We start from the raw sequence: 20,998 nt of genomic DNA, 5'->3' as shown, positions 1-20,998 counted from the left end.
TTGTTAACCGCCTTCGGGGTGATGGAGAAGTCACTGGCCTGCAGGGTCCCGTTCTGAGTGACCTGAACAGGCGCGAGGTTCAGGTTTCGGTGGACCCGAGGCGTACGCGGCGCCGGGCACCCATGTCGACGTCCGCGCGGCCATCGTCGCGTTCGCGGGCGGCCTGCTCGCCGAGGAACCGGTGTGGGGCCTGCTGCGCGATGCCGCAGGCGCCGAGCCGGTGCTCCGTACCGCGATCCTGCGCGTCACCCCGCTGGACCTGCCCGAGCCCCACCGCGAGCGGTACGCCGGGCTGGTCCGCGACGTGTCGTCCACCGACGACCCCGAGACCGCCACCCTCGCCTTCGACGCCCTGGCCCGCTGGGCGCCCTGGTCCCCCGAGTCGCCGACGGTCCTCGCCGACGCCGTCACCGATCTGACGGGACGCCTCAGCTGGCGCGCGGCGGCCAACGGCCTGGTGAGCGCGGCGGCGGGCTCACCGCGCGGCGGCCGGGGCCTTCAGCAGGCGCTGCGGGCACTGGCGGAGGCGGAGACGGCCGCCGCGGCGGAGGAGACCGGCCGTGCCGATGCCGACGAGCGGCGCGACCGACCGGCCAGGCGGCGCGTCGACCACCTCGTCGTGCGCCTCGCCCAGCAGGCCAGGACGGCCCCGGGGCCCATCCGGCCCGCGGCTCTCGCCGCCGGCGAGCTGCTCGCCGGGTACGACGCCTTCGTATCGCAGGCGGCCGCGATCACGGCGTTCCACCTGGACCTGGACGGGGAACCGGGGGACCTGCGGCGCCTGGCCGCCCTCACCGAGGGACGCCCGGCGCTCGCCGCACGGACGGCTCAGGAACTCGGGGAGCGACTGCGGCGGCAGGCGCACGAGGGGGATCCCGACGTCCTGCTGGACGTGGTGCGGCGGCTGGACGCGCACGGCGGTCACGGCGAGGGACTGCTCGCGGCGGCCGTCACCGGGGCGATCGGCGCCCGTACGGGCTGGGCCGCGCCCTGGCGGGAGCGGCTGAGAGCACTGCGCCGCCACCCGGTGGCCGACGTGCGGGACGCGGCGCTGGACCAGGTGACGGCGTACGAGTGAGGCGGCTTCGGCCGGAGAGGGTCAGCCGGCGGCGCGCGCGGCCATCCGCACCTTGCGGGCCGCGAGCTTCTCGTCGAACTTCGAGGCCTCCGCGTCCAGGCCGCCCATGAAGAAGCCGAGCTCCTCCTGGGCCTGCAGGCCCTCGGGGCCGAGGCCGTCCATCTCCAGGACCTTCAGGTGGCGCAGCACCGGCTGCAGCACGTCGTCGTGGTGGATGCGCATGTTGTAGACCTCGCCGATGGCCATCTGCGCGGCGGCGCGCTCGAAGCCGGGCATGCCGTGTCCGGGCATCCGGAAGTTGACGATGACGTCGCGGACGGCCTGCATGCTCAGGTCGGGGGCCAGCTCGAACGCGGCCTTGAGCAGGTTCCGGTAGAAGACCATGTGCAGGTTCTCGTCGGTCGCGATGCGCGCCAGCATGCGGTCGCAGACCGGGTCGCCCGACTGGTGACCGGTGTTGCGGTGCGAGACGCGGGTCGCGAGCTCCTGGAAGGCGACGTAGGCGACCGTGTGCAGCATCGAGTGGCGGTTGTCCGACTCGAAGCCCTCGTTCATGTGCGCCATACGGAACGCCTCGAGCTTGTCGGGGTCGACGGCGCGGGAAGCGAGCAGGTAGTCGCGCATCACGATGCCGTGCCGGCCCTCCTCCGCGGTCCAGCGGTGCACCCAGGTGCCCCAGGCGCCGTCACGGCCGAAGAGTGCGGCGATCTCGTGGTGGTAGCTCGGCAGGTTGTCCTCGGTGAGCAGGTTGACGACCAGCGCGATCCGGCCGATCTCCGTGACCTTGGACTGTTCCTTGCCCCAGGCCTCGCCGTCCTCGAAGAAGCCGGGGAAGTTGCGGGCATCGCTGAACGGCACGTACTCGTGCGGCATCCAGTCCTTGGCCACCTTGAGGTGGCGGTTGAGCTCGGTCTCGACCACTTCTTCCAGCGCGTACAGCAGCCGAGCGTCGGTCCAGGCGGCGGACGGGCTACCAAGGTGGGGAGAAGTGATCGTCACGGGTGCTCCAGGGGGACGTGAAAATACTGAGCGAGTTACTGAGCGTGTTGCCGGGCGTGCAGCCGGGCGAGTTGCTCGGCGGGTTACCGAGCGGAGACAAAACCTACGGCATCGTAGGCTACGTATCCGTAGGTTACGAAACCGTAGGTTAAGTGCGCTGTAAAGAGTGCCTGATCAGTGGGGGTCCCAGCGGGGGAGCTGGCGTGTTCAGAGGTACAGCTCCCGCAGTCGTACCGAGAGGCACGTCACACAGCCCTCGAGCTTCTCGAACTCGCTGATGTCCACGAGAACCGGTTCGTGACCGAGGCCCGTGAGCAGCTCCGCCGTCTTCGGGGCGCTCGCCGCCATCAGCAGCTTCCCGCCGCCGAGCAGCACCACATGCGCCCCGGACTCCTCCGGCACCGGCAGGAAGCGCGGGAACAGCGAGGGCGTGTCCACCAGGGGCTCATGGCCGATCACCGTCCCGTCGGGCAGCGCGGTGACCGCCGACTTCAGATGCAGCACCTTGGTCACGGGTACGGCCACGACCCGTGCCCCGAGCGGTTCGAAGGCCGCCCGCAGCTGCTGGACCCCGGCCGCGTTGGTGCGCCCGCCGCGGCCCACGTACACCGTGTCGCCGACCTTCAGGACATCGCCGCCGTCCAGGGTCCCCGGCTCCCAGATCCAGTTCACCGAGCAGCCCAGCCGGGCCACGGCCTCCTCGACCCCGGCGGTCTCGGCGCGCCGGGACTCGGCGCCGGGGCGGGAGATCAGGGCGACATTGCGGAAGACGACCACGGCGTCCTCGACGAACACCGAGTCGGGGCAGTCGTCGGCCGGACCGACCTCGACGGTCTCCCAGCCGTGCGTGCGCAGCGCCTCGGCGTACGCCTCCCACTGTTCGACGGCCAGGTCGACGTCCACCTTCTCGCGCTCGATGTGCGTCACCAGTCCCTCGGCGAGAAGGGGACTGGGCCTGCGGATGAGGGCTTTCTGGCTGGGCACGTGCGGTCTCCGAATCGGCAGGGTGCATCGGCGCACATCATGCAGCGCCGTTCGCGCGCACAACAGCCCCGACTCGGCACCCCCGGACCGGACGGCGGACGGACCCGCGTCCGAACCTGACGCGGGGCGGTGCCCGAAAGCTGACGTTAGTCAGCCTCCGGCACCGGCGCTATGTCGGATACCCGACAGCTTCCGCCGTGGTTTCTTTCAGTTCTCCTCCTTCCAGCAGCAGCCGGCGTGTGATTCCGATCGACTCCAGGAACGGCAGGTCATGGCTGGCGACGATCAGCGCGCCCTCGTAGGACTCCAGCGCCGTGGTGAGCTGGCGGACGCTCGCCAGGTCGAGGTTGTTGGTCGGCTCGTCGAGCATCAGGAGCTGCGGCGCGGGCTCGGCGAGCATCAGCGCCGCGAGCGCCGCCCGGAAGCGTTCGCCGCCGGAGAGTGTCGCCGCCCGCTGGTCGGCCTTCGCCCCCTTGAACAGGAAGCGGGCGAGCCGCGCCCGGACCCGGTTGTTGGTGGCCGCGGGCGCGAAACGGGCCACGTTCTCGGCCACGGTCAGCTCCCCGTCGAGCACATCGAGCCGCTGGGGCAAAAACCGCAGCGGCACATGGGCCAGGGCATGGCCGGACACGGCCTCCAGCTCTCCGGCGATCGTCCGCAGCAGCGTCGTCTTGCCCGCGCCGTTGCGCCCGATCAGCGCGACCCTCTCGGGCCCGCGCAGATCGAACACACCGTCCACGCGCGCGCCGTACCTCAGCTCCAGGTTCTCCAGTGTGAGGACGGTGCGGCCCGGCGGTACGGCCGTGTAGGGCAGGTCGACACGGATCTCGTCGTCGTCCCGTACGGCCTCCACCGCGTCGTCGAGCCGGTCCTTCGCCTCCGCGAGCTTCTCCTCGTGCATGATGCGGTGCTTGCCCGCCGACTCCTGGGCGGCCCGTTTGCGCGCACCCATGACGATCTTCGGCTCGCGCTTCTGCTCGAACATCTTCTGGCCGTAGCGCTTGCGACGGGCGAGCTTGACCTGCGCGTCGACCAGCTCGCGCTTCTGCTTCTTCAGATCGGCCTCGGCCACGCGCACCATGCGCTCCGCCGCCTCCTGCTCGCCGGCGAGGACCTCCTCGTACGCGGAGAAGTTGCCCCCGTACCAGGTGACCTCGCCCGACCGCAGATCGGCGATCTGGTCGACCAGGTCCAGCAGCTCGCGGTCGTGGCTGACCACGACCATGACCCCGGACCAGGCCTCGACGGCCGCGTACAGCCGCCGGCGCGCGTACAGGTCGAGGTTGTTGGTGGGCTCGTCCAGCAGCAGGATGTCCGGCCGGCGCAGCAGCAGCGCGGCCAGGCGCAGCAGTACCGACTCGCCGCCCGAGACCTCGCCGATGGTGCGGTCCAGCTCGACGTGCCCGAGTCCGAGTTCGCCGAGCATGGCGAGCGCCCGCTCCTCGACGTCCCAGTCGTCGCCGACGACGTCGAAGTGCTCCTCGGCCGCGTCGCCCGCCTCGATGGCGTGCAGCGCGGCACGCGTGGCGGCGATGCCGAGCGCCTCGTCGACCCGCAGGACGGTGTCGAGCGTGACGTTCTGCGGCAGGTAACCGACCTCGCCGGTGACGCGGATCGTGCCGTCCGTCGGGGTCAGTTCACCCGCGATCAGCTTCAACAGGGTGGACTTCCCTGATCCGTTGACGCCGACGAGCCCGGTCCTGCCGGGGCCGAAGGCGACCTGGAGGTCGTCGAAGACGGTGGTCCCGTCCGGCCAGGCGAAGGAGAGGGAGGTACAGGTGAGGGAGGTGGGGGAAGCAGACATGAGGGCCTCGCGATCACTGGGTGCGGTCAGGGGCACGCGTTCGGGACACCGCGAGGTGACGACGATCCAGTCAGGAGGGCGGAAAGAAGGCCCCGTAAAACCGGAGGACGGCTCATACGCCGAGGTCGCACGCTGCGCACACGGGGGCGACGAGAGCCCACTGTGTGACGCGGTGTCTCAGACCTCAGACGAGCAACGTCCTTCTCCAATCGACGGCAACAGGACCGCTGTACACCGTAGGAACAGCCCTGAACGCTGTCAACGCATTAGTGCCTGTCCGGCGGATCAGGTCGCGGGAGACGAGCGGTGCCTCATCGCCGCAGATGGGCGTGCCAAGCCCCGCGTCTGCGGCATGATCCGCCGGACAGGCCCTAACGTGGCCCCGACCTCGACCCCGAAGGAGACGCCGTGCCCAACGGCTCGCTGTCGCTGCCCGCCCGGCTCTATCTGCTGGCCTGGGACACCACGAGGCTCAAGGTCACGGGGGCGACCCACCTCCATCACCTGGTGCGGGCCGGCGCCGTCACGGAGCTCGCCCAGCGCGGACTGCTCGCCGACGTGGACGGCATCGCCACACCGGTCGACGCCGACGCCCGTACGGGGGACCTCGTCCTCGACGGGCTCCTGGAACTGGTGGAGGAGTCCCGGCCCCGGAAGTGGAAGGCGTGGGTGACCCTGCGGGCGCGCGTCACCCTGGACGCGGTCCGCGCCCAGCTCGCCGCCGAGGGATACCTGCGGGCCGAGAAGAAACGGGTGCTCGGGCTCTTCCCGTCCGTGGAGTACGAGCTGGAACGGGTGTCCGCGGTCGAGGCGCTGCGGGAGGAGGCACGGACCGTGTTGCAAGGGCCCGTGCCCGTCGAGGACGTCTCCGACCGTGACGCGGCCCTCGTCGCCCTCGCCGCCGCGGCCGAACTGCGCACGCTGGCGTCCGGCAAGGACCGCAAGCTGTACAAGCAGCGCATCGAGGAGCTGACCGACCGCAGCGGAGCGGCGGCCCCGGCGCTGAAGAAGGTCATCCAGGAGGTGCGCACCGCGATCGTCGTGGCGGCCACGGCGGCATCGACCCCGGGCGCGGCAACGGGGGGTTGAGACGCCAGGGAAGGGGCGCGGGGAGCTCCGCGGGCAACCCCCGGCAGCCCGCACCCGGTGGTGTCCCGGCCCCCACGCACATGTCGCATTCCTGCCAGCCCTCACCCCGTCCCCGGTGATGGGATCGTCCCCATGACGAACCAGAACCCCACCCACGTAACCGCCCTCGCCTTCCGCGCCCTGCACACCCCCGGCCGCCCGCTCGTCCTCCCGAACGCCTGGAACACGGCGAGTGCGCGCCTGGTCGAGGAGGCGGGCGCCGCCGCCGTGGCGACGACCAGCGCGGGGCTCGCCTGGGACCTGGGAACGGCCGACGGGGAACGGCTGGACAGGGACCGGGCCCTCGGCGCGGTCGCACGCGTCGCCGCCGCGGTCCGGGTTCCGGTGAGCGCGGACATCGAGAGCGGCTATGCGAAGGACGCCGCGGGCGTCGGGGACACGATCCGCGCGGTGCTCGCGGCCGGCGCCGTGGGCGTGAACATCGAGGACGCGCTCTACGACGGCGAAGAGGGCGAGGGTGACGACGACGGCGGCCGTGGTCCGCTGCGCCCGGTCGCCGAGCAGGCGGAACGCATCGCGGCGGCCCGTGCCGCAGCCGATGCGGCAGGTGTCCCGCTGTTCATCAACGCGCGTATCGACACTGTTCTGAGAGGCGCGGGAGGGGTCGGGGAGACCCTGGAGCGAGCCGCCGCCTTCCTCGCCGCCGGAGCCGACGGGATCTTCGTTCCCGGGGCCGTCGACCCGGGGACGGTGAAGTCGCTCGTGGCGGGTGTCGAGGGCCCGCTCAATGTGCTGGTCGGTCCCGGCGCACCGCCTGTCGCCGAGCTGGCCGCGCTCGGGGTCGCCCGGATCAGCGCGGGCTCCAGCATCGCGCAGGCCGCGCACGCGGTGGTCCGCCGTGCCGCGCGGGAACTGCTGGGCGCGGGGACCTACGACTCGCTGACCGGTGGACTCGAATACGCCGAGCTCAACACCGTGCTGGGCGGCGCTCGCTGAGGGCGGGGGCGCCGCTCAGCAGGTGCCCCGCATCAGCTCCTCCAGGTCGTGGTCCAGGTCGACCTGGAGATGCTCGAGTCCGACGGGCACCAGCTCGGTCGTGCGCTGGAGGAACTTCCGCACCTCGCCCGAGCGCACATGCACCACGGCGGTGCCCTCGGGCGCGTGGAACTCCAGAACGGTGCGGTCGTAGCCGTACGGTCGCACCCGTACGTCGCCGTACCCCACGGAGTCCTCCATGCCGGACGCGAGAAGCTCGCGCGCGAACGTCCAGCAGACCTCCACGCCCTCCAGCGTGGCCGGGGCGGGGAAGGTCATACGGACAGCGAAGGGGTCGCTCCGGTCGTAGTGGAGCGTTGCGGGAATGCTCGGCATCCGCGGGGCGGCGGCGACGAGGCGGGCCTCTACGGGCTGCTCGATGACGGTGGACAACGCCTTGCTCCCTTGTGACGGCTGGACGAACTCCGGGCGGATGAGGCCGGGCAATGTATGAGACGACGGAATGAGCCATTCAGTGCACCTGAAGCCCAAGTGACCTCTGTCACCGAGTTCATTCACCACGGTGACGCGTAGTGATCCATTTCTCGTTCCGACATGCCCGCGATACCGGAGAGGACACCAACCTCGGCCCCCGGGTTCCCGCCGAGGCCATCTGGACGGCGCCGGGGGAGTGGGCTAGCTTCGCCCGCCATGAGGGGCTTGGGGAAGTCGAGACGTACGAGTCGGGCGGTCACCGTGGGACTGTGCGCGGCGGCGTTCGCCGCGGCGCTGACGGCGGCGCCCGCGCAGGCACACGAGGCGGGGAAGACGGCCCACTGGGCGCTCAAGGACAGCGGCAGCGACGTTCGCTTCCGCGGACTGTCTGCCGTCAGCCGGGACACCGCCTGGGTGGCCGGCGCCGAGGGCACCGTCCTGCGGACCACCGACGGCGGCGCGAGCTGGCGGAACGTCTCGCCGCCCGGCGCCGCCGACCTGGAGTTCCGCGACATCGAGGCGTTCGACGCGCGGCGCGCGGTGGTCCTCGCCATCGGCGAGGGCGAGGCCTCCCGGGTCTTCAGGACCGACGACGGCGGCGCGACCTGGACCGAGTCCTTCCGCAACACCGACGCGAAGGCCTTCTACGACTGCCTGACCTTCTTCGACCGGCGCCACGGCCTCGCGATGAGCGACCCCGTGGACGGCAGGTTCCGCATCCTGTCCACCAGTGACGGCGGACGGTCCTGGAAGGTGCTGCCGGGCGACGGCATGCCCGCCGCGCAGGACGGCGAGGCGGGCTTCGCCGCCAGTGGACAGTGCCTCGTGAGCGCGGGATCGCACGATGCCTGGCTGGCCACCGGCGGGGGCGCACACGCGCGTGTGCTGCATTCCAGCGACCGGGGACTGACCTGGAAGACGGCCGAGACGCCGATCCCCGCGGGCGACCCGGCTCGTGGCGTCTTCGCCCTCGCCTTCCGGGACCGCGCCCATGGCCTCGCGGTCGGTGGCGACTACCGCGCCGACCAGGCATCGCCTCAGGCGGCCGCCGTCACCCCCGACGGCGGGCGCACCTGGACCCCCGCCGCCCAGCCGCCGCCCGCCTACCGCTCGGGTGTCGCCTGGCTTCCGCACAGCCGCACCTCCGCGCTCGCGGTCGGCCCGACCGGCACCGACCTCACGACCGACGGCGGCCGCACCTGGCGCACCCTGGACACCGGCTCGTACGACACCGTGGACTGCACCCCCGACCTGGGCTGCTGGGCGTCCGGGGAGAAGGGCCGGGTGGCACGTCTGGAGCGCTGACTCGCCGCGTGCCCCGTGGCGAGCGGGGTACCCGTGTCGCCGACGCGCAAGCAAGCGATCGGCGACACGGAAGGAAGTGAGCCGCCATGCCCCGTGGCTCCGGCCCCAAGCGCGAACGCCAGTACGAGCACATCAAGGAGAGCGCTCTCGACCGGGGAGAGAGCAGGGAGCGCGCCGAGGAGATCGCCGCGCGCACCGTGAACAAGGAGCGGGCCCGGTCCGGCGAGTCGAAGACCGCGAGCCGCACGTCCACCCAGGACATCTCCTCCGGCAGGCGCGGCGGCCTGCGCTCCCACCAGGGCGCTCAGGGACCCACGTACGACCAGCTGTACGAGGAGGCCAAGCGCCGTGACATCCACGGCCGTTCGGACATGAACAAGGAGGAGCTGAGGCGCGCGCTGGACGGCAGGTGACCGCCCTCAGGACTTCCTCCGGAGCTGTGGGCCTAGGCTCGTCGGCACCATGAACACCTCGTTGAACACCGTACCGATTCCCGCGGGTTGGCCCGCGACCGAGGAGCAGGCCCGCGCCGTGCAGGACGAACTGCGGGGGCGCGTGGTGCTCGACGAGCCCGGGCCGCCGCCCGGCACCGGCAGGGTGACGGGCGTGGACGTGGCGTACGACGACGAGCGGGACGTCGTCGTGGCCGCGGCCGTCGTGCTCGACGCGGCGACCCTCACCGTCGTCGCCGAGGCCACCGCCGTCGGACAGGTCTCCTTCCCCTACGTCCCCGGGTTGCTCGCCTTCCGCGAGATCCCGACCGTGCTGGCCGTGCTCGACGCGCTGCCGTGCGCGCCGGGTCTCGTGGTCTGCGACGGCTACGGGCTCGCCCACCCCCGCCGTTTCGGCCTCGCCAGCCACCTCGGAGTACTCACCGGGCTGCCCACGATCGGGGTGGCCAAGAACCCGTTCACCTTCTCCTACGAGGAGCCCGGCGCCCGGCGCGGCAGCGCCTCCCCGCTGGTCGCGGGCGGACCGACGGGCCCGGAGGAGGTCGGTCGGGCACTGCGCACCCAGGACGGCGTCAAGCCTGTCTTCGTCTCGGTCGGCCACCGGGTGAGCCTCGACAACGCCTGCGCGCACACCCTCGCGCTCACCCCGAAGTACCGCCTCCCGCAGAGCACCCGAAGCGCGGACTCCCTGTGCCGACGGGCCCTGAAGGAGACAGCTCCCTCAGGAGCCTCACCCGTTGACTGAGCACGTGCCCCGAGTATGTGCACTGAGTACGTGTTCTGAGTACCTGTACGGATGTGGGGGCGCCGTCATCATCGGCAGGCTGTGCCGCATGACAATTCACCGTTCCCCGAAGCCCGCCACCGGCGCCACCCAGCCCGTCGAGCGCACCGTGATGGCCGCGCTGGTCCTCTCCGTCCTCGCCGGGGTCGGCTGGATCGGCGGGATGATCTACACGGTGCTGGGCTGGCCGTTCTAGGGGGGTTCCGGACGGTCCTACCTGGACGCGGCCACCCGGAAGGTGATCCCCGCCGCCCGCAGCCGGTCGATGAGCGCGCCGCCCATCGCCACCGCCGTCGTGACCTGTCCGGCCGTCTCCGGCAGGTCGTCGAAGGCGAGCGACAGCGCGGACTCCGCGAACATCTTGGCGGTCTCGCCGTAGCCGGGGTCGCCGCCCGCGACCTCCGTGAACACGCGGCGCCCGCCGCCCTCGCCCACGAACCGCACCGAGAACCAGCTCTTCGCCCGCCGCGAGGCACTGGGCCCCTCGCCCGGCTTGATCCGGTCGGACAGCCAGCGCCGCGCGGGCGGCACCTGGGCCGCCGCGAACACCGCGCCGACGGCCGTGACCCCGCCCAGCGCGACCGGCAGCCGTTCGACGGCCGCGTAGTGGCGGTAGCGGAAGTCGGGCCCGTAGCGCTCCAGCACCCGCGCAGAACGCTGCACGATCTGGGCGTCGATGGTGGGCAGCGGCAGCGCCCATGCCCCGACCTCCTTGGCGAACCGCGGCGTGCTCAGTGGCGCGTTCGCCCGCCGCCCGACCAGCCGTGGTTCGTGCCGCCCGCGATCCCGCGCCGCGGCCAGGATGTGCCGCCCGCGCGCGAACTGGGTGAGCGCGGAGGCGAAGGTGCCGCCCGAGAACATCGCCTGGGCGCGGACGAAACCGTCGACACGCAGCGGCACGTCCTCGGGCAGCTGCCGCACCGTGAAGTAGGCACCCAGGTCGTGCGGAATCGAGTCGAAACCGCAGGCGTGCACCAGGCGTGCCCCGGTCTCCCGCGCGCGTGCGTCGTGCCGGACGTACATCAGGTCCACGAACTCGGGCTCGCCGGTGAGGTCCAGATAGTCGGTGCCCGCGTCGGCGCAGGCGGCGACCAGCTCCTCGCCGTGCAGGATGTACGGCCCGACGGTCGTCGCCACCACGCGTGCGCCGCGGGCGAGTTCGCGCAGCGACGCCGGATCGGCGACATCCGCCAAGAGCACGTCGGGGGCGCCGGACAGCCGCTCCCGCAGCCGCGCCAGCTTCTCCTCGTCGCGGCCCGCGATCGCCCAGCGCAGCCCCTCGGGCGCGTGTGCGGCGAGGTACTCCGCGGTGAGGGTCCCGACGAACCCGGTGGCTCCGAAGAGCACGATGTCGTACGTGCGAGCCGTCCCGTTCAGCCTGCTCATGACACCCCATCTGTCGTGCGCGAAGCGCCGTTGTCGGTGGCCGAGGTTAGCGTGAGGTCCGAGCGGCCGAACGACGAGGTCGACATAGAGGTCGGAGGTGGCCGTGGCCGTGCAGGGGAACGCGCGCCGGCGGTGCGGTGGCATACGCCGCTGACGTGCCCTGTTTCATGACCTTTCGGCATGATCCGCCACCCGGGATTTAACTAAGCGCTTGCTCGCTGAGGGCTTGCCCGGCGTGGAACACGTTCATAACATCACTGATGTCACATCAGTGGTGTCACAGTGCTGGGGGCTCGATGGCAGTGGCAGGGACGCCGGCGTACGGCCCGCTGGCCGGAGTGCGCGTGGTGGAGCTGGCGGGCATCGGCCCCGGCCCGTTCGCCGCCATGCTCCTCGCCGACCTCGGCGCGGACGTCGTCCGTGTGGACCGGCCCGGCGGCACGGGGCTCGCCGTCAACCCGGAGTACGACATCACCAACCGCAACAAGCGGTCGGTCGTGATCGACCTGAAGGCCGAGGACGGTCCCGCCCGCGTCCTCGATCTGGTCGATCGCGCGGACATCCTCGTCGAGGGCTACCGCCCCGGCGTCGCCGAGCGCCTCGGCGTCGGCCCCGAGACCTGTCACGCCCGCAACCCCCGGCTCGTCTACGGCCGGATGACCGGCTGGGGCCAGCAGGGCCCGCTCGCCGCGCGTGCCGGGCACGACATCGCGTACATCGCCCTCACCGGCACCCTCGGCATGATCGGCAGGCCGGACGAGCCGCCCACGGTCCCCGCGAACCTCGTCGGCGACTACGCGGGCGGCTCGCTCTATCTCGTCGTCGGCGTCCTCGCCGCGCTCCACCACGCACGCGCCACCGGCGCCGGGCAGGTCGTGGACACGGCGATCGTCGACGGCGCCGCGCACCTCGCCTCGATGATCCACGGCATGCTCGCCGCGGGCGGCTGGCAGGACCGGCGCGGCGCAAACCTCCTGGACGGCGGCTGCCCGTACTACGGCACGTACGAGACGGCCGACGGGAAGTACATGGCGGTGGGCGCCCTGGAGCAGCAGTTCTACGCCGAGTTCGTGGAACTGCTCGGCATCGAGGAGCACGCCGACTCCCGCAAGGACCTGGCCCGCTGGGGCGAGCTGCGCGAGGCGGTCGCCGCCCGCTTCAAGACCCGCACCAGGGACGAGTGGACCGCGGTCTTCGAGGGCTCCGACGCCTGCGTGGCCCCCGTCCTGTCGTTGCGGGAGGCCCCGGCCCACCCCCACCTCGCCGCCCGCGGCACCTTCACCGACCACGGCGGCATCACCCAGCCCGCCCCGGCACCCCGCTTCTCCCTGACCCGCACCTCCGTCCGCACCGGCCCCGCCCTGCCGGGCGCCGACACCGCCGACGTGGCCCGCGACTGGGACGTGCCACGGCTGACGCGGCACGACCTCATGAAGGAAGACACGATGAAGGACGGCGACTGATGGAGCTCTCCCTCCCGCTCGACTACGCGGGCGACCCCCGGCAGGCCGCCGACGAGGTCGCCGCCCTGGAGTCCGCGGGCCTGGACGCCGTCTGGGTCGCGGAGGCCTACGGCTTCGACGCGCCCACGATCATGGGCTATCTGGCCGCCCGCACCGAGCGCATGAAGATCGGCTCCGGGATCCTCAACGTCTACTCGCGCACCCCGGCGCTCCTCGCGCAGACCGCCGCCGGACTCGACGCGATCTCGGGCGGCCGCGCCATCCTGGGGCTCGGCGCCTCGGGCCCGCAGGTCGTCGAGGGCTGGCACGGGAAGGCGTACGACAAGCCGCTGGGCCGCACCCGCGAAGCCATCGAGCTGACCCGCCGCATCCTGCGACGCGAGGTCATCGACCACCACGGCATCACCGACATCCCCCGCCCCGGCGGCCTGGGCAAGCCCCTGAAGCTTCTCACCAAGCCGGTGCGCCCCGACGTGCCGCTGTACGTGGCCTCCCTGGGCCCCGCCAACGTCCGGATGACCGCCGAACTCGCCGACGGCTGGCTGCCCACCCTCTTCATCCCGGAGAAGGCCCACCAGGTGTGGGGCGCCTCCCTCGCGGAGGGCGCCGCACTGCGGGACCCGGCGCTCGGCCCCCTGCGGACCGTCGCGGGCGGCCTGCTCGCCATCGGCGAGGACGCGGCAGCCGTACGCGAGCTCGCGCGACCCAAAATCGCCCTCTACGTAGGCGGCATGGGTGCCCCCGGCAAGAACTTCTACAACGACCTCGCGGTGGCCTACGGCTACGAGAAGGAGGCCCGGCTCATCCAGGAGCTGTACCTCTCCGGCCGCAAGAAGGAGGCCGAGGCCGCCGTACCGGCCGAGTTCTGCGAGCTGATCTCGCTGTGCGGGCCGGAGAGCTATGTGCGCGAGCGTGTCGAGGCCTTCCGGGAGGCCGGTGTCGACATGCTCAACATCACTCCCGTGGGGCCGGAGCCGGCCCGGCTGGTCGAGACCGTCAAGAGCTGGCTCTAGGAGGGCGACCGCGCATGAAGCGGCAGATTTTCGGTGCCGAGCACGACGCGTTCCGGGAGACCGTGCGCACCTTCCTCGCCAAGGAGGTGACGCCGTACTACGAACAGTGGGAGAAGGACGGCATCGTCTCGCGCGAGGCCTGGCGCGCCGCCGGGAAACAGGGGCTGCTCGGCCTCGCCGTACCGGAGGAGTACGGAGGCGGCGGCAACGCCGACTTCCGCTACAGCGCCGTACTCGCCGAGGAGTTCACGCGCGCGGGGGCCGCGGGTCTCGCCCTCGGGCTGCACAACGACATCATCGGGCCGTATCTGACGGACCTGGCCACCGAGGAGCAGAAGCGGCGCTGGCTGCCCGGTTTCTGCGACGGTTCGATCATCACGGCGATCGCGATGACCGAGCCCGGCGCCGGCTCCGACCTCCAGGGCATCAGGACGCACGCCGAGGACCGGGGCGACCACTGGCTGCTCAACGGCTCCAAGACCTTCATCTCGAACGGGATCCTGGCCGACCTGGTGATCGTCGTCGCGAAGACGACCCCGGAAGGCGGCGCCCACGGTCTGTCTCTGCTCGTCGTCGAGCGCGGCATGGCAGGCTTCGAGCGTGGCCGCAACCTCGACAAGATCGGGCAGAAGGCGCAGGACACGGCCGAGCTGTTCTTCCACGACGTACGCGTCCCCAAGGAGAACCTGCTCGGGGAGCTCAACGGCGCCTTCGTGCACCTCATGACGAACCTCGCGCAGGAACGCATAGGCATCGCCGTCGCCGGGATCGCGGCGGCCGAGCACCTGCTGGAGATCACCACCCAGTACGTCAAGGAGCGTGAGGCCTTCGGACGGCCGCTGTCCAAGCTCCAGCACATCCGCTTCGAGATAGCCGAGATGGCCACCGAGTGCGCCGTCACCCGTACGTTCCTCGACCGCTGCGTCGTCGACCACACGAACGGGGAACTCGACGCCGTGCACGCCTCGATGGCCAAGTGGTGGGCCACCGAACTGCAAAAACGCGTCGCGGACCGCTGCCTCCAGCTGCACGGCGGCTACGGCTACATGACGGAGTACCGCGTCGCCAGGGCCTTCACCGACGGCCGCATCCAGACCATCTACGGCGGGACCACAGAGATCATGAAGGAGATCATCGGCCGCTCCCTGCTCGGCTGATCCTCCGCACCCTCCCCGAAAGGCTTATTCAGTGAGCACCGAAGCGTACGTGTACGACGCGATCCGCACCCCGCGCGGGCGCGGCAAGGCGAACGGCGCCCTGCACGGCACCAAGCCCATCGACCTGGTCGTCGGCCTCATCCACGAGATCCAGCGCCGGTTGCCGGGCCTGGACCCGGCCGCGATCGACGACATCGTGCTCGGTGTCGTGGGCCCGGTCGGCGACCAGGGCTCCGACATCGCGCGGATCGCCGCGATCGCCGCCGGACTGCCCGACACGGTCGCCGGCGTCCAGGAGAACCGCTTCTGTGCCTCGGGCCTGGAAGCCGTCAACCTGGCCGCGATGAAGGTCCGCTCCGGCTGGGAGGACCTGGTGCTCGCGGGCGGCGTCGAGTCGATGTCCCGCGTGCCCATGGCCTCGGACGGCGGCGCCTGGTTCGCCGACCCGATGACCAACATCGCCACCAACTTCGTGCCGCAGGGCATCGGCGCCGACCTCATCGCCACCATCGAGGGCTTCTCACGGCGGGACGTCGACGAGTACGCGGCCCTCTCCCAGGAACGCGCGGCCGCCGCCTGGAAGGACGGCCGCTTCGACCGGTCCGTCGTCCCCGTGAAGGACCGCAGCGGGCTCGTCGTCCTCGACCACGACGAGCACATGCGCCCCGGCACCACGGCCGACTCGCTCGGCAAGCTGAAGGCCTCGTTCGCGGACATCGGCGAGCTGGGCGGCTTCGACGCCGTGGCGCTGCAGAAGTACCACTGGGTCGAGGAGATCGACCACGTCCACCACGCGGGCAACTCCTCCGGCATCGTCGACGGCGCCTCCCTGGTCGCCATCGGCTCCAAAGAGGTCGGCGAGCGCCACGGCCTGACCCCCCGCGCGCGGATCGTCGCCGCGGCCGTCTCCGGCTCCGAGCCCACCATCATGCTCACCGGCCCCGCGCCCGCGTCCCGCAAGGCGCTCGCCAAGGCCGGCCTGACCATCGACGACATCGACCTCGTGGAGATCAACGAGGCGTTCGCCGCGGTCGTCCTGCGCTTCGTGAAGGACATGGGCCTGTCCCTCGACAAGGTCAACGTCAACGGCGGCGCGATCGCGCTCGGCCACCCGCTCGGCGCCACCGGCGCGATGATCCTCGGCAGCCTCGTCGACGAACTGGAGCGGCAGGACAAGCGCTACGGCCTCGCCACGCTGTGCGTGGGCGGCGGCATGGGCATCGCGACCATCGTCGAGCGCCTGTAATCCCCGGCGGACCCCCAGACTTCCACGGCTTAAACGGCTTCTACGGAGACCCTCCTCATGACCGAGAGCACCACCATCCGCTGGGAACAGGACGAGACCGGTGTCGTCACCCTCGTCCTCGACGACCCCAACCAGTCCGCCAACACCATGAACCAGGCCTTCAAGGACTCGATCGCGGCGATCGCCGAACGCGCCGAGGCCGAGAAGGACTCCATCCGGGGCATCATCTACACCTCCGCCAAGAAGACCTTCTTCGCGGGCGGCGACCTCAAGGACATGATCAAGGCAGGCCCGGAGAACGCCCAGGAGGCCTTCGACACCGGCACGGCCATCAAGTCCTCCCTGCGCCGCATCGAGACCCTGGGCAAGCCGGTCGTCGCCGCCATCAACGGTGCGGCCCTCGGCGGCGGCTACGAGATCGCCCTCGCCTCCCACCACCGCGTCGCCCTCGACGCCCCCGGCTCCAAGATCGGCCTGCCCGAGGTCACCCTCGGCCTGCTGCCCGCGGGCGGTGGCGTCACCCGCACCGTCCGCCTCATGGGCATCACCGACGCCCTGCTGAAGGTGCTCCTCCAGGGCACCCAGTACTCCCCGCAGCGGGCCCTGGAGAACGGGCTCGTCCACGAAGTGGCGGCCACCTCCGAGGAGATGCTCGACAAGGCGCGCGCCTTCATCGACGCCAACCCCGAGTCGCACCAGCCCTGGGACAAGCCCGGCTACAAGATCCCGGGCGGCACGCCGTCGAACCCGAAGTTCGCCGCCAACCTGCCCGCCTTCCCGGCCAACCTGAGGAAGCAGCTGAACGGCGCCCCCTACCCGGCCCCGCGCAACATCATGGCGGCCGCCGTCGAGGGCTCCCAGGTCGACTTCGAGACCGCGCTGGTCATCGAGGCCCGCTACTTCACCGAGCTGGTCACCGGGCAGACCTCGAAGAACATGATCCAGGCGTTCTTCTTCGACCTCCAGGCGGTCAACTCCGGCGCCAACCGCCCCCAGGGCATCGAGCCGCGCCCTGTCCGCAAGGTCGCCGTCCTCGGTGCCGGGATGATGGGCGCCGGCATCGCCTATTCGTGCGCCCGCGCGGGCATCGACGTCGTCCTGAAGGACGTGTCGGCGGAGGCGGCGGCGAAGGGCAAGGCCTACTCCGAGAAGCTCTGCGCGAAGGCCGTCTCCCGAGGCCGTACGACGCAGGAGAAGGCCGACGAGCTGCTCGCCCGCATCACGCCCACCGCCGACCCGAACGACCTGGCCGGCTGCGACGCCGTGATCGAGGCCGTCTTCGAGGACACGGCCCTCAAGCACAAGGTGTTCCAGGAGATCCAGAACGTCGTCGAGCCCGACGCGCTGCTGTGCTCCAACACCTCGACCCTGCCGATCACCGTGCTCGCCGAGGGCGTGGAGCGGCAGGAGGACTTCATCGGACTGCACTTCTTCTCGCCCGTCGACAAGATGCCGCTCGTCGAGATCATCAAGGGCGATCGGAGCGGCGACGAGGCGCTGGCGCGCGCCTTCGACCTCGTACGGCAGATCAAGAAGACCCCGATCGTCGTCAACGACTCGCGCGGCTTCTTCACCTCCCGCGTCATCGGCCACTTCATCAACGAGGGCGTCGCGATGGTCGGCGAGGGCATCGAGCCCGCCTCCGTCGAGCAGGCGGCGGCCCAGGCGGGGTACCCGGCCAAGGTCCTCTCCCTGATGGACGAGCTGACGCTCACCCTGCCGCGCAAGATCCGCAAGGAGTCCAGGCAGGCCGTCGAGGAGGCGGGCGGCACCTGGCAGACGCACCCGGCGGAGGCGGTCATCGACCGCATGGTCGACGAGTTCGGCCGCACCGGGCGCAGCGGCGGCGCGGGCTTCTACGAGTACGGCGCGGACGGCAAGCGCGGCAAGCTCTGGCCCGGCCTGCGCGAGCACTACACCAGGCCCGGCCACGAGATCCCGTTCAAGGACATGCAGGAGCGCATGCTCTTCTCCGAGGCGCTGGACACCGTCCGGCTCCTGGAGGAGGGCGTGCTGACGTCCGTCGCCGACGCCAACATCGGGTCCATCTTCGGGATCGGCTTCCCGGGGTGGACCGGCGGCGTGCTCCAGTACATCAACGGCTATGACGGAGGTCTCCCCGGATTCGTGGCACGCGCGCGTGAACTCGCCGAGCGCTATGGGGAGCGGTTCACGCCCCCAGCGCTGCTGGTCGAGAAGGCGGAGCAGGGCGAGAAGTTCAGCGACAACTGACGTATCGCTGAGCAGGAGGCGCGCGGGTGTGGCTCAGGAGTCCTCGGTGGCTCAGGACTCCTTGAGCCACTCCCGCAGCTCCTCCTTCAGGGAGCGCTGGAACGTGGTCAGCAGCGCCTGCACCACCAGCGGCTGCATGTGCGCAGACAGGGACTTCACCGCCGCCACCGACTCGTGCTCGCCCACCGCCTCGCGCAGCAACGCGGACAGCTCGCGTGCCGCCGCGCGGGAGTGCTCCAGCAGGACGCCGCGCGCGGCGAGGATCGACTCGTGCGCGAGCGGTACGTCGAGGAGCTGGACGCCGAGCGCCAGCAGCGCCGGGTCCACACGGAAGGAGCCCGAGGAGTCCACGCAGTCCGGGGAGTCCGATCTCTCCGAACTGTCGGAGGTGTCCTCGGCCCGCTCGATGATGTTCATCGCGACGAGCCGCTCCAGGTCCTCCTCGCCCAGGGGGCGGCCGGCCCGCCGTTCCAGTTCCTCGCGTGTCACGTCCTGCGCCGCGTCCTGCGCCCAGGAGGCGACCACGGCGCGGTGAAGGGCGAGATCCTGGGCGCTCAGGTCGGCCGGCAGTTGCTGAAGACGGCGCTCGATCGCCGCCAGCGTCATGCCCTGGCGCTGCAGCTCCTCGATGAGGGCGAGCCGGGCCAGATGCTCCTGGCTGTAGTGCCCCACCCGGCGGGGTCCGATCACGGGCGGCGGGAGCAGCCCCTTGGAACTGTAGAAGCGGACCGTACGGACCGTGACGCCCGCGCGTGCCGCCAGCTCGTCGACCGTGAGCGCCGGCTCCTCGGTGTCCGTCGTCATCGCAGGTCCTCGCCTCTTCGATGGTGCAGCGATCAGGTGCAACAGTATTGCTGTCTCACCGGGCCTGTGAAAGCGCTGTCGGCGAGTTCTGCACCCATTGATCACCATGTGAGATGTTCCGCGGTGTGAGGTGTGCCATCGCATCCGTGGGATCCCTCGGGGAAGGTGGCTCCTTGGTCTGCGCCGCGTCAGGGGTGGTGCGGGCCGAGGCACATCCGGAAACCCGCGTACTCAGTGCGGGGGCGCACCAGAGAGAGATCCACGCGTGAGCAAGGACGCCGTAGACACGGCCAAGGCCGCATTCCGCACCGACGCGGCCCGCACGCCCGCGGACGCGGGCGACGCCGGTTACAGCAAGGACCTCAAGGCCCGCCACGTCAACATGATCGCCATCGGCGGCGCGATCGGCACCGGACTCTTCCTCGGCGCCGGCGGCCGCCTCCACACCGCGGGACCCGCGCTGGCGATCGCCTACCTCGTCTGCGGAGTCTTCGCCTTCTTCGTCGTGCGCGCGCTCGGCGAGCTGGTCCTCTACCGGCCCTCCTCCGGGTCCTTCGTGTCGTACGCGCGCGAGTTCCTCGGCGAGAAGGGCGCGTACGTCGCCGGGTGGATGTACTTCCTCAACTGGTCGACGACCGGCATCGCCGACATCACCGCGATCGCCCTCTACACGCACTACTGGAGCTTCTTCACCGACATCCCGCAGTGGGTGCTGGCGCTGATCGCCCTCGCGGTGGTCCTGGCCGTCAACCTGATCTCGGTGAAGATCTTCGGCGAGATGGAGTTCTGGTTCGCGATCGTCAAGGTCGCCACCCTCGTCTCCTTCATGCTGGTCGGCATCTTCCTGCTGGCCACGCACCACGACGTGGGCGGCCAGAAGCCCGGCCTGAGCGTCATCACGGAGCACGGCGGTCTGCTCCCGCACGGGATCATGCCGGTCGTCCTGGTGATGCAGGGCGTGATCTTCGCGTACGCGGCCCTGGAGCTCGTCGGCGTCGCCGCGGGCGAGACCGCCGAGCCGGAGAAGGTCGTCCCGCGCGCGGTGAACTCGATCATGTGGCGCGTGGGCCTGTTCTACGTCGGCTCGGTCGTGCTGCTCGCGCTGCTGCTGCCCGGTTCGGTCTACTCGGCCGACGAGAGCCCCTTCGTCACCGTCCTGTCGAAGATCGGCGTCCAGGGAGCCGGTGACGTCATGAACCTGGTCGTCCTCACCGCGGCCATGTCGTCCCTGAACTCCGGCCTGTACTCCACCGGCCGCATCCTGCGCTCCATGGCGATCGCGGGCTCCGCGCCCCGGTTCACCGCGAAGATGAACCGCAGCCAGGTCCCGTACGGCGGCATCCTGCTCACCTGCGCGGTGTGCGTGCTCGGTGTCGGCCTGAACTACCTCATGCCCAGCCAGGCCTTCGAGATCGTCCTGAACGTGGCGTCCCTGGGCATCATCAGCACCTGGGTGATCATCATGGTCTGTCACCTGGTGTTCGTCCGCCGCGCCAAGGACGGCCTGGTCACCCGCCCGTCCTTCCGGCTCCCCGGCAGCCCCGTGACCGAGATCGTCACCATCGTCTTCCTGCTGGCCGTGCTCGGCCTGATGGGGAACGACCCCGAGGTCGGCCGAAAGACCCTGCTGCTCATCCCGGTGATCGCGGCCCTGCTGGTCGGCGGCTGGTTCGCGATCCGCCACCGGGTCTCGAAGGCCACGGACCAGGAACTGAGCGAGCTGACGAAGTAG

19 protein-coding genes are annotated in these 20,998 nt (G+C 71.0%); 13 read left to right on the top strand and 6 right to left on the bottom strand.

What is annotated here, in order from left to right:
* Positions 1–181: 181 nt before the first annotated feature.
* Positions 182–1,078 (top strand): hypothetical protein, encoded by an 897-nt coding sequence (locus tag ABZ656_RS12935; protein ID WP_360267361.1) that lies wholly within the window; start codon positions 182–184, stop codon positions 1,076–1,078.
* Between the two features lie 21 nt (positions 1,079–1,099).
* Here the strand turns inward: ABZ656_RS12935 and ABZ656_RS12930 are convergent, their stop codons facing one another.
* The 3 genes from ABZ656_RS12930 to ABZ656_RS12920 all read right to left on the bottom strand — a co-directional run bounded on the left by ABZ656_RS12930 (position 1,100) and on the right by ABZ656_RS12920 (position 4,865).
* Positions 1,100–2,077 carry an acyl-ACP desaturase gene (locus tag ABZ656_RS12930; RefSeq protein ID WP_101402122.1) on the bottom strand — a complete coding sequence of 326 codons (978 nt, stop codon included), beginning with the start codon at positions 2,075–2,077 and terminating at the stop codon, positions 1,100–1,102.
* Between the two features lie 207 nt (positions 2,078–2,284).
* On the bottom strand, positions 2,285–3,061 hold the full coding sequence (ddaH, locus tag ABZ656_RS12925) for a dimethylargininase (RefSeq protein WP_101402123.1): 777 nt from the start codon (positions 3,059–3,061) through the stop codon (positions 2,285–2,287).
* 169 nt (positions 3,062–3,230) lie between these two features.
* Positions 3,231–4,865 (bottom strand): ABC-F family ATP-binding cassette domain-containing protein, encoded by a 1,635-nt coding sequence (locus tag ABZ656_RS12920; RefSeq protein ID WP_101402124.1) that lies wholly within the window; start codon positions 4,863–4,865, stop codon positions 3,231–3,233.
* Between the two features lie 408 nt (positions 4,866–5,273).
* On the opposite strand from ABZ656_RS12920, the gene ABZ656_RS12915 reads away from it, so the two are divergent.
* The gene (locus ABZ656_RS12915) at positions 5,274–5,954 is read left to right on the top strand and encodes a GPP34 family phosphoprotein (RefSeq protein ID WP_360267357.1); all 681 of its coding nucleotides are present in this window, start codon (positions 5,274–5,276) and stop codon (positions 5,952–5,954) included.
* A 132-nt stretch (positions 5,955–6,086) separates the two neighbouring features.
* Positions 6,087–6,950 (top strand): isocitrate lyase/phosphoenolpyruvate mutase family protein, encoded by an 864-nt coding sequence (locus ABZ656_RS12910; RefSeq protein ID WP_360267354.1) that lies wholly within the window; start codon positions 6,087–6,089, stop codon positions 6,948–6,950.
* A 15-nt stretch (positions 6,951–6,965) separates the two neighbouring features.
* On the opposite strand, the gene ABZ656_RS12905 is transcribed toward ABZ656_RS12910, so the two are convergent.
* A complete protein-coding gene (locus ABZ656_RS12905) occupies positions 6,966–7,382 on the bottom strand; it encodes an SsgA family sporulation/cell division regulator (protein WP_101402127.1) in 417 nt (138 codons plus the stop codon).
* A 258-nt stretch (positions 7,383–7,640) separates the two neighbouring features.
* Between ABZ656_RS12905 and ABZ656_RS12900 the strand changes: the two genes are divergently transcribed.
* The 4 genes from ABZ656_RS12900 to ABZ656_RS12885 all read left to right on the top strand — a co-directional run bounded on the left by ABZ656_RS12900 (position 7,641) and on the right by ABZ656_RS12885 (position 10,161).
* On the top strand, positions 7,641–8,729 hold the full coding sequence (locus ABZ656_RS12900; protein WP_101402128.1) for an oxidoreductase: 1,089 nt from the start codon (positions 7,641–7,643) through the stop codon (positions 8,727–8,729).
* 86 nt (positions 8,730–8,815) lie between these two features.
* Positions 8,816–9,142, top strand: coding sequence for a plasmid stabilization protein (locus ABZ656_RS12895; RefSeq protein WP_101402129.1), 327 nt, complete (start codon positions 8,816–8,818; stop codon positions 9,140–9,142).
* Positions 9,143–9,203: 61 nt separating this feature from the next.
* Complete coding sequence (locus tag ABZ656_RS12890; RefSeq protein ID WP_180362386.1) at positions 9,204–9,926, top strand: endonuclease V; 723 nt, start codon at positions 9,204–9,206, stop codon at positions 9,924–9,926.
* Between the two features lie 88 nt (positions 9,927–10,014).
* The gene (locus tag ABZ656_RS12885; RefSeq protein ID WP_180361942.1) at positions 10,015–10,161 is read left to right on the top strand and encodes a hypothetical protein; all 147 of its coding nucleotides are present in this window, start codon (positions 10,015–10,017) and stop codon (positions 10,159–10,161) included.
* A gap of 17 nt (positions 10,162–10,178) precedes the next feature.
* On the opposite strand, the gene ABZ656_RS12880 is transcribed toward ABZ656_RS12885, so the two are convergent.
* The gene (locus ABZ656_RS12880; protein WP_101403934.1) at positions 10,179–11,351 is read right to left on the bottom strand and encodes a saccharopine dehydrogenase NADP-binding domain-containing protein; all 1,173 of its coding nucleotides are present in this window, start codon (positions 11,349–11,351) and stop codon (positions 10,179–10,181) included.
* 296 nt (positions 11,352–11,647) lie between these two features.
* On the opposite strand from ABZ656_RS12880, the gene ABZ656_RS12875 reads away from it, so the two are divergent.
* Genes ABZ656_RS12875 through ABZ656_RS12855 form a run of 5 tightly spaced genes read left to right on the top strand, consistent with a single transcriptional unit; the run spans position 11,648 to position 18,462 of the window.
* Positions 11,648–12,814, top strand: coding sequence for a CaiB/BaiF CoA-transferase family protein (locus tag ABZ656_RS12875; protein ID WP_360267348.1), 1,167 nt, complete (start codon positions 11,648–11,650; stop codon positions 12,812–12,814).
* Positions 12,814–13,827, top strand: coding sequence for an LLM class F420-dependent oxidoreductase (locus ABZ656_RS12870; RefSeq protein WP_360267345.1), 1,014 nt, complete (start codon positions 12,814–12,816; stop codon positions 13,825–13,827). The genes ABZ656_RS12875 and ABZ656_RS12870 overlap by 1 nt, the downstream gene beginning before the upstream one ends.
* A 14-nt stretch (positions 13,828–13,841) precedes the next feature.
* Positions 13,842–14,984: an acyl-CoA dehydrogenase family protein gene (locus tag ABZ656_RS12865; RefSeq protein ID WP_360267342.1), complete on the top strand. Its 1,143-nt coding sequence runs from the start codon at positions 13,842–13,844 to the stop codon at positions 14,982–14,984.
* 31 nt (positions 14,985–15,015) lie between these two features.
* Entirely contained in the window at positions 15,016–16,230 is a 1,215-nt protein-coding gene (locus ABZ656_RS12860) for an acetyl-CoA C-acetyltransferase (RefSeq protein WP_360267340.1), read from the top strand.
* Positions 16,231–16,287: 57 nt separating this feature from the next.
* Positions 16,288–18,462, top strand: coding sequence for a 3-hydroxyacyl-CoA dehydrogenase NAD-binding domain-containing protein (locus tag ABZ656_RS12855; protein WP_360267337.1), 2,175 nt, complete (start codon positions 16,288–16,290; stop codon positions 18,460–18,462).
* A 51-nt stretch (positions 18,463–18,513) separates the two neighbouring features.
* On the opposite strand, the gene ABZ656_RS12850 is transcribed toward ABZ656_RS12855, so the two are convergent.
* Complete coding sequence (locus ABZ656_RS12850; protein WP_360267334.1) at positions 18,514–19,266, bottom strand: MerR family transcriptional regulator; 753 nt, start codon at positions 19,264–19,266, stop codon at positions 18,514–18,516.
* Positions 19,267–19,531: 265 nt separating this feature from the next.
* Here ABZ656_RS12850 and ABZ656_RS12845 point away from each other — a divergent pair, with 265 nt between their 5' ends.
* Positions 19,532–20,998, top strand: a complete 1,467-nt coding sequence (locus ABZ656_RS12845) for an amino acid permease (protein ID WP_360267331.1) — start codon at positions 19,532–19,534, stop codon at positions 20,996–20,998.

The sequence above is a fragment of the Streptomyces sp. NPDC007095 genome, from assembly GCF_040634475.1.
GTDB lineage: Bacteria > Actinomycetota > Actinomycetes > Streptomycetales > Streptomycetaceae > Streptomyces.
Note: the sequence above shows the minus strand (reverse complement) of the source record. Positions and strands in the feature narration are given on the sequence as shown.

Bases quoted from the DNA above. Each gene is read 5' to 3' on its own strand.
- ABZ656_RS12920 (WP_101402124.1), bottom strand. From the start codon at position 4,865: ATGTCTGCTTCCCCCACCTCCCTCACCTGTACCTCCCTCTCCTTCGCC.
- ABZ656_RS12910 (WP_360267354.1), top strand. From the start codon at position 6,087: ATGACGAACCAGAACCCCACCCACGTAACCGCCCTCGCCTTCCGCGCC.
- ABZ656_RS12900 (WP_101402128.1), top strand. From the start codon at position 7,641: ATGAGGGGCTTGGGGAAGTCGAGACGTACGAGTCGGGCGGTCACCGTG.
- ABZ656_RS12895 (WP_101402129.1), top strand. From the start codon at position 8,816: ATGCCCCGTGGCTCCGGCCCCAAGCGCGAACGCCAGTACGAGCACATC.
- ABZ656_RS12885 (WP_180361942.1), top strand. From the start codon at position 10,015: ATGACAATTCACCGTTCCCCGAAGCCCGCCACCGGCGCCACCCAGCCC.
- ABZ656_RS12880 (WP_101403934.1), bottom strand. From the start codon at position 11,351: ATGAGCAGGCTGAACGGGACGGCTCGCACGTACGACATCGTGCTCTTC.
- ABZ656_RS12875 (WP_360267348.1), top strand. From the start codon at position 11,648: ATGGCAGTGGCAGGGACGCCGGCGTACGGCCCGCTGGCCGGAGTGCGC.
- ABZ656_RS12870 (WP_360267345.1), top strand. From the start codon at position 12,814: ATGGAGCTCTCCCTCCCGCTCGACTACGCGGGCGACCCCCGGCAGGCC.
- ABZ656_RS12865 (WP_360267342.1), top strand. From the start codon at position 13,842: ATGAAGCGGCAGATTTTCGGTGCCGAGCACGACGCGTTCCGGGAGACC.
- ABZ656_RS12855 (WP_360267337.1), top strand. From the start codon at position 16,288: ATGACCGAGAGCACCACCATCCGCTGGGAACAGGACGAGACCGGTGTC.
- ABZ656_RS12850 (WP_360267334.1), bottom strand. From the start codon at position 19,266: ATGACGACGGACACCGAGGAGCCGGCGCTCACGGTCGACGAGCTGGCG.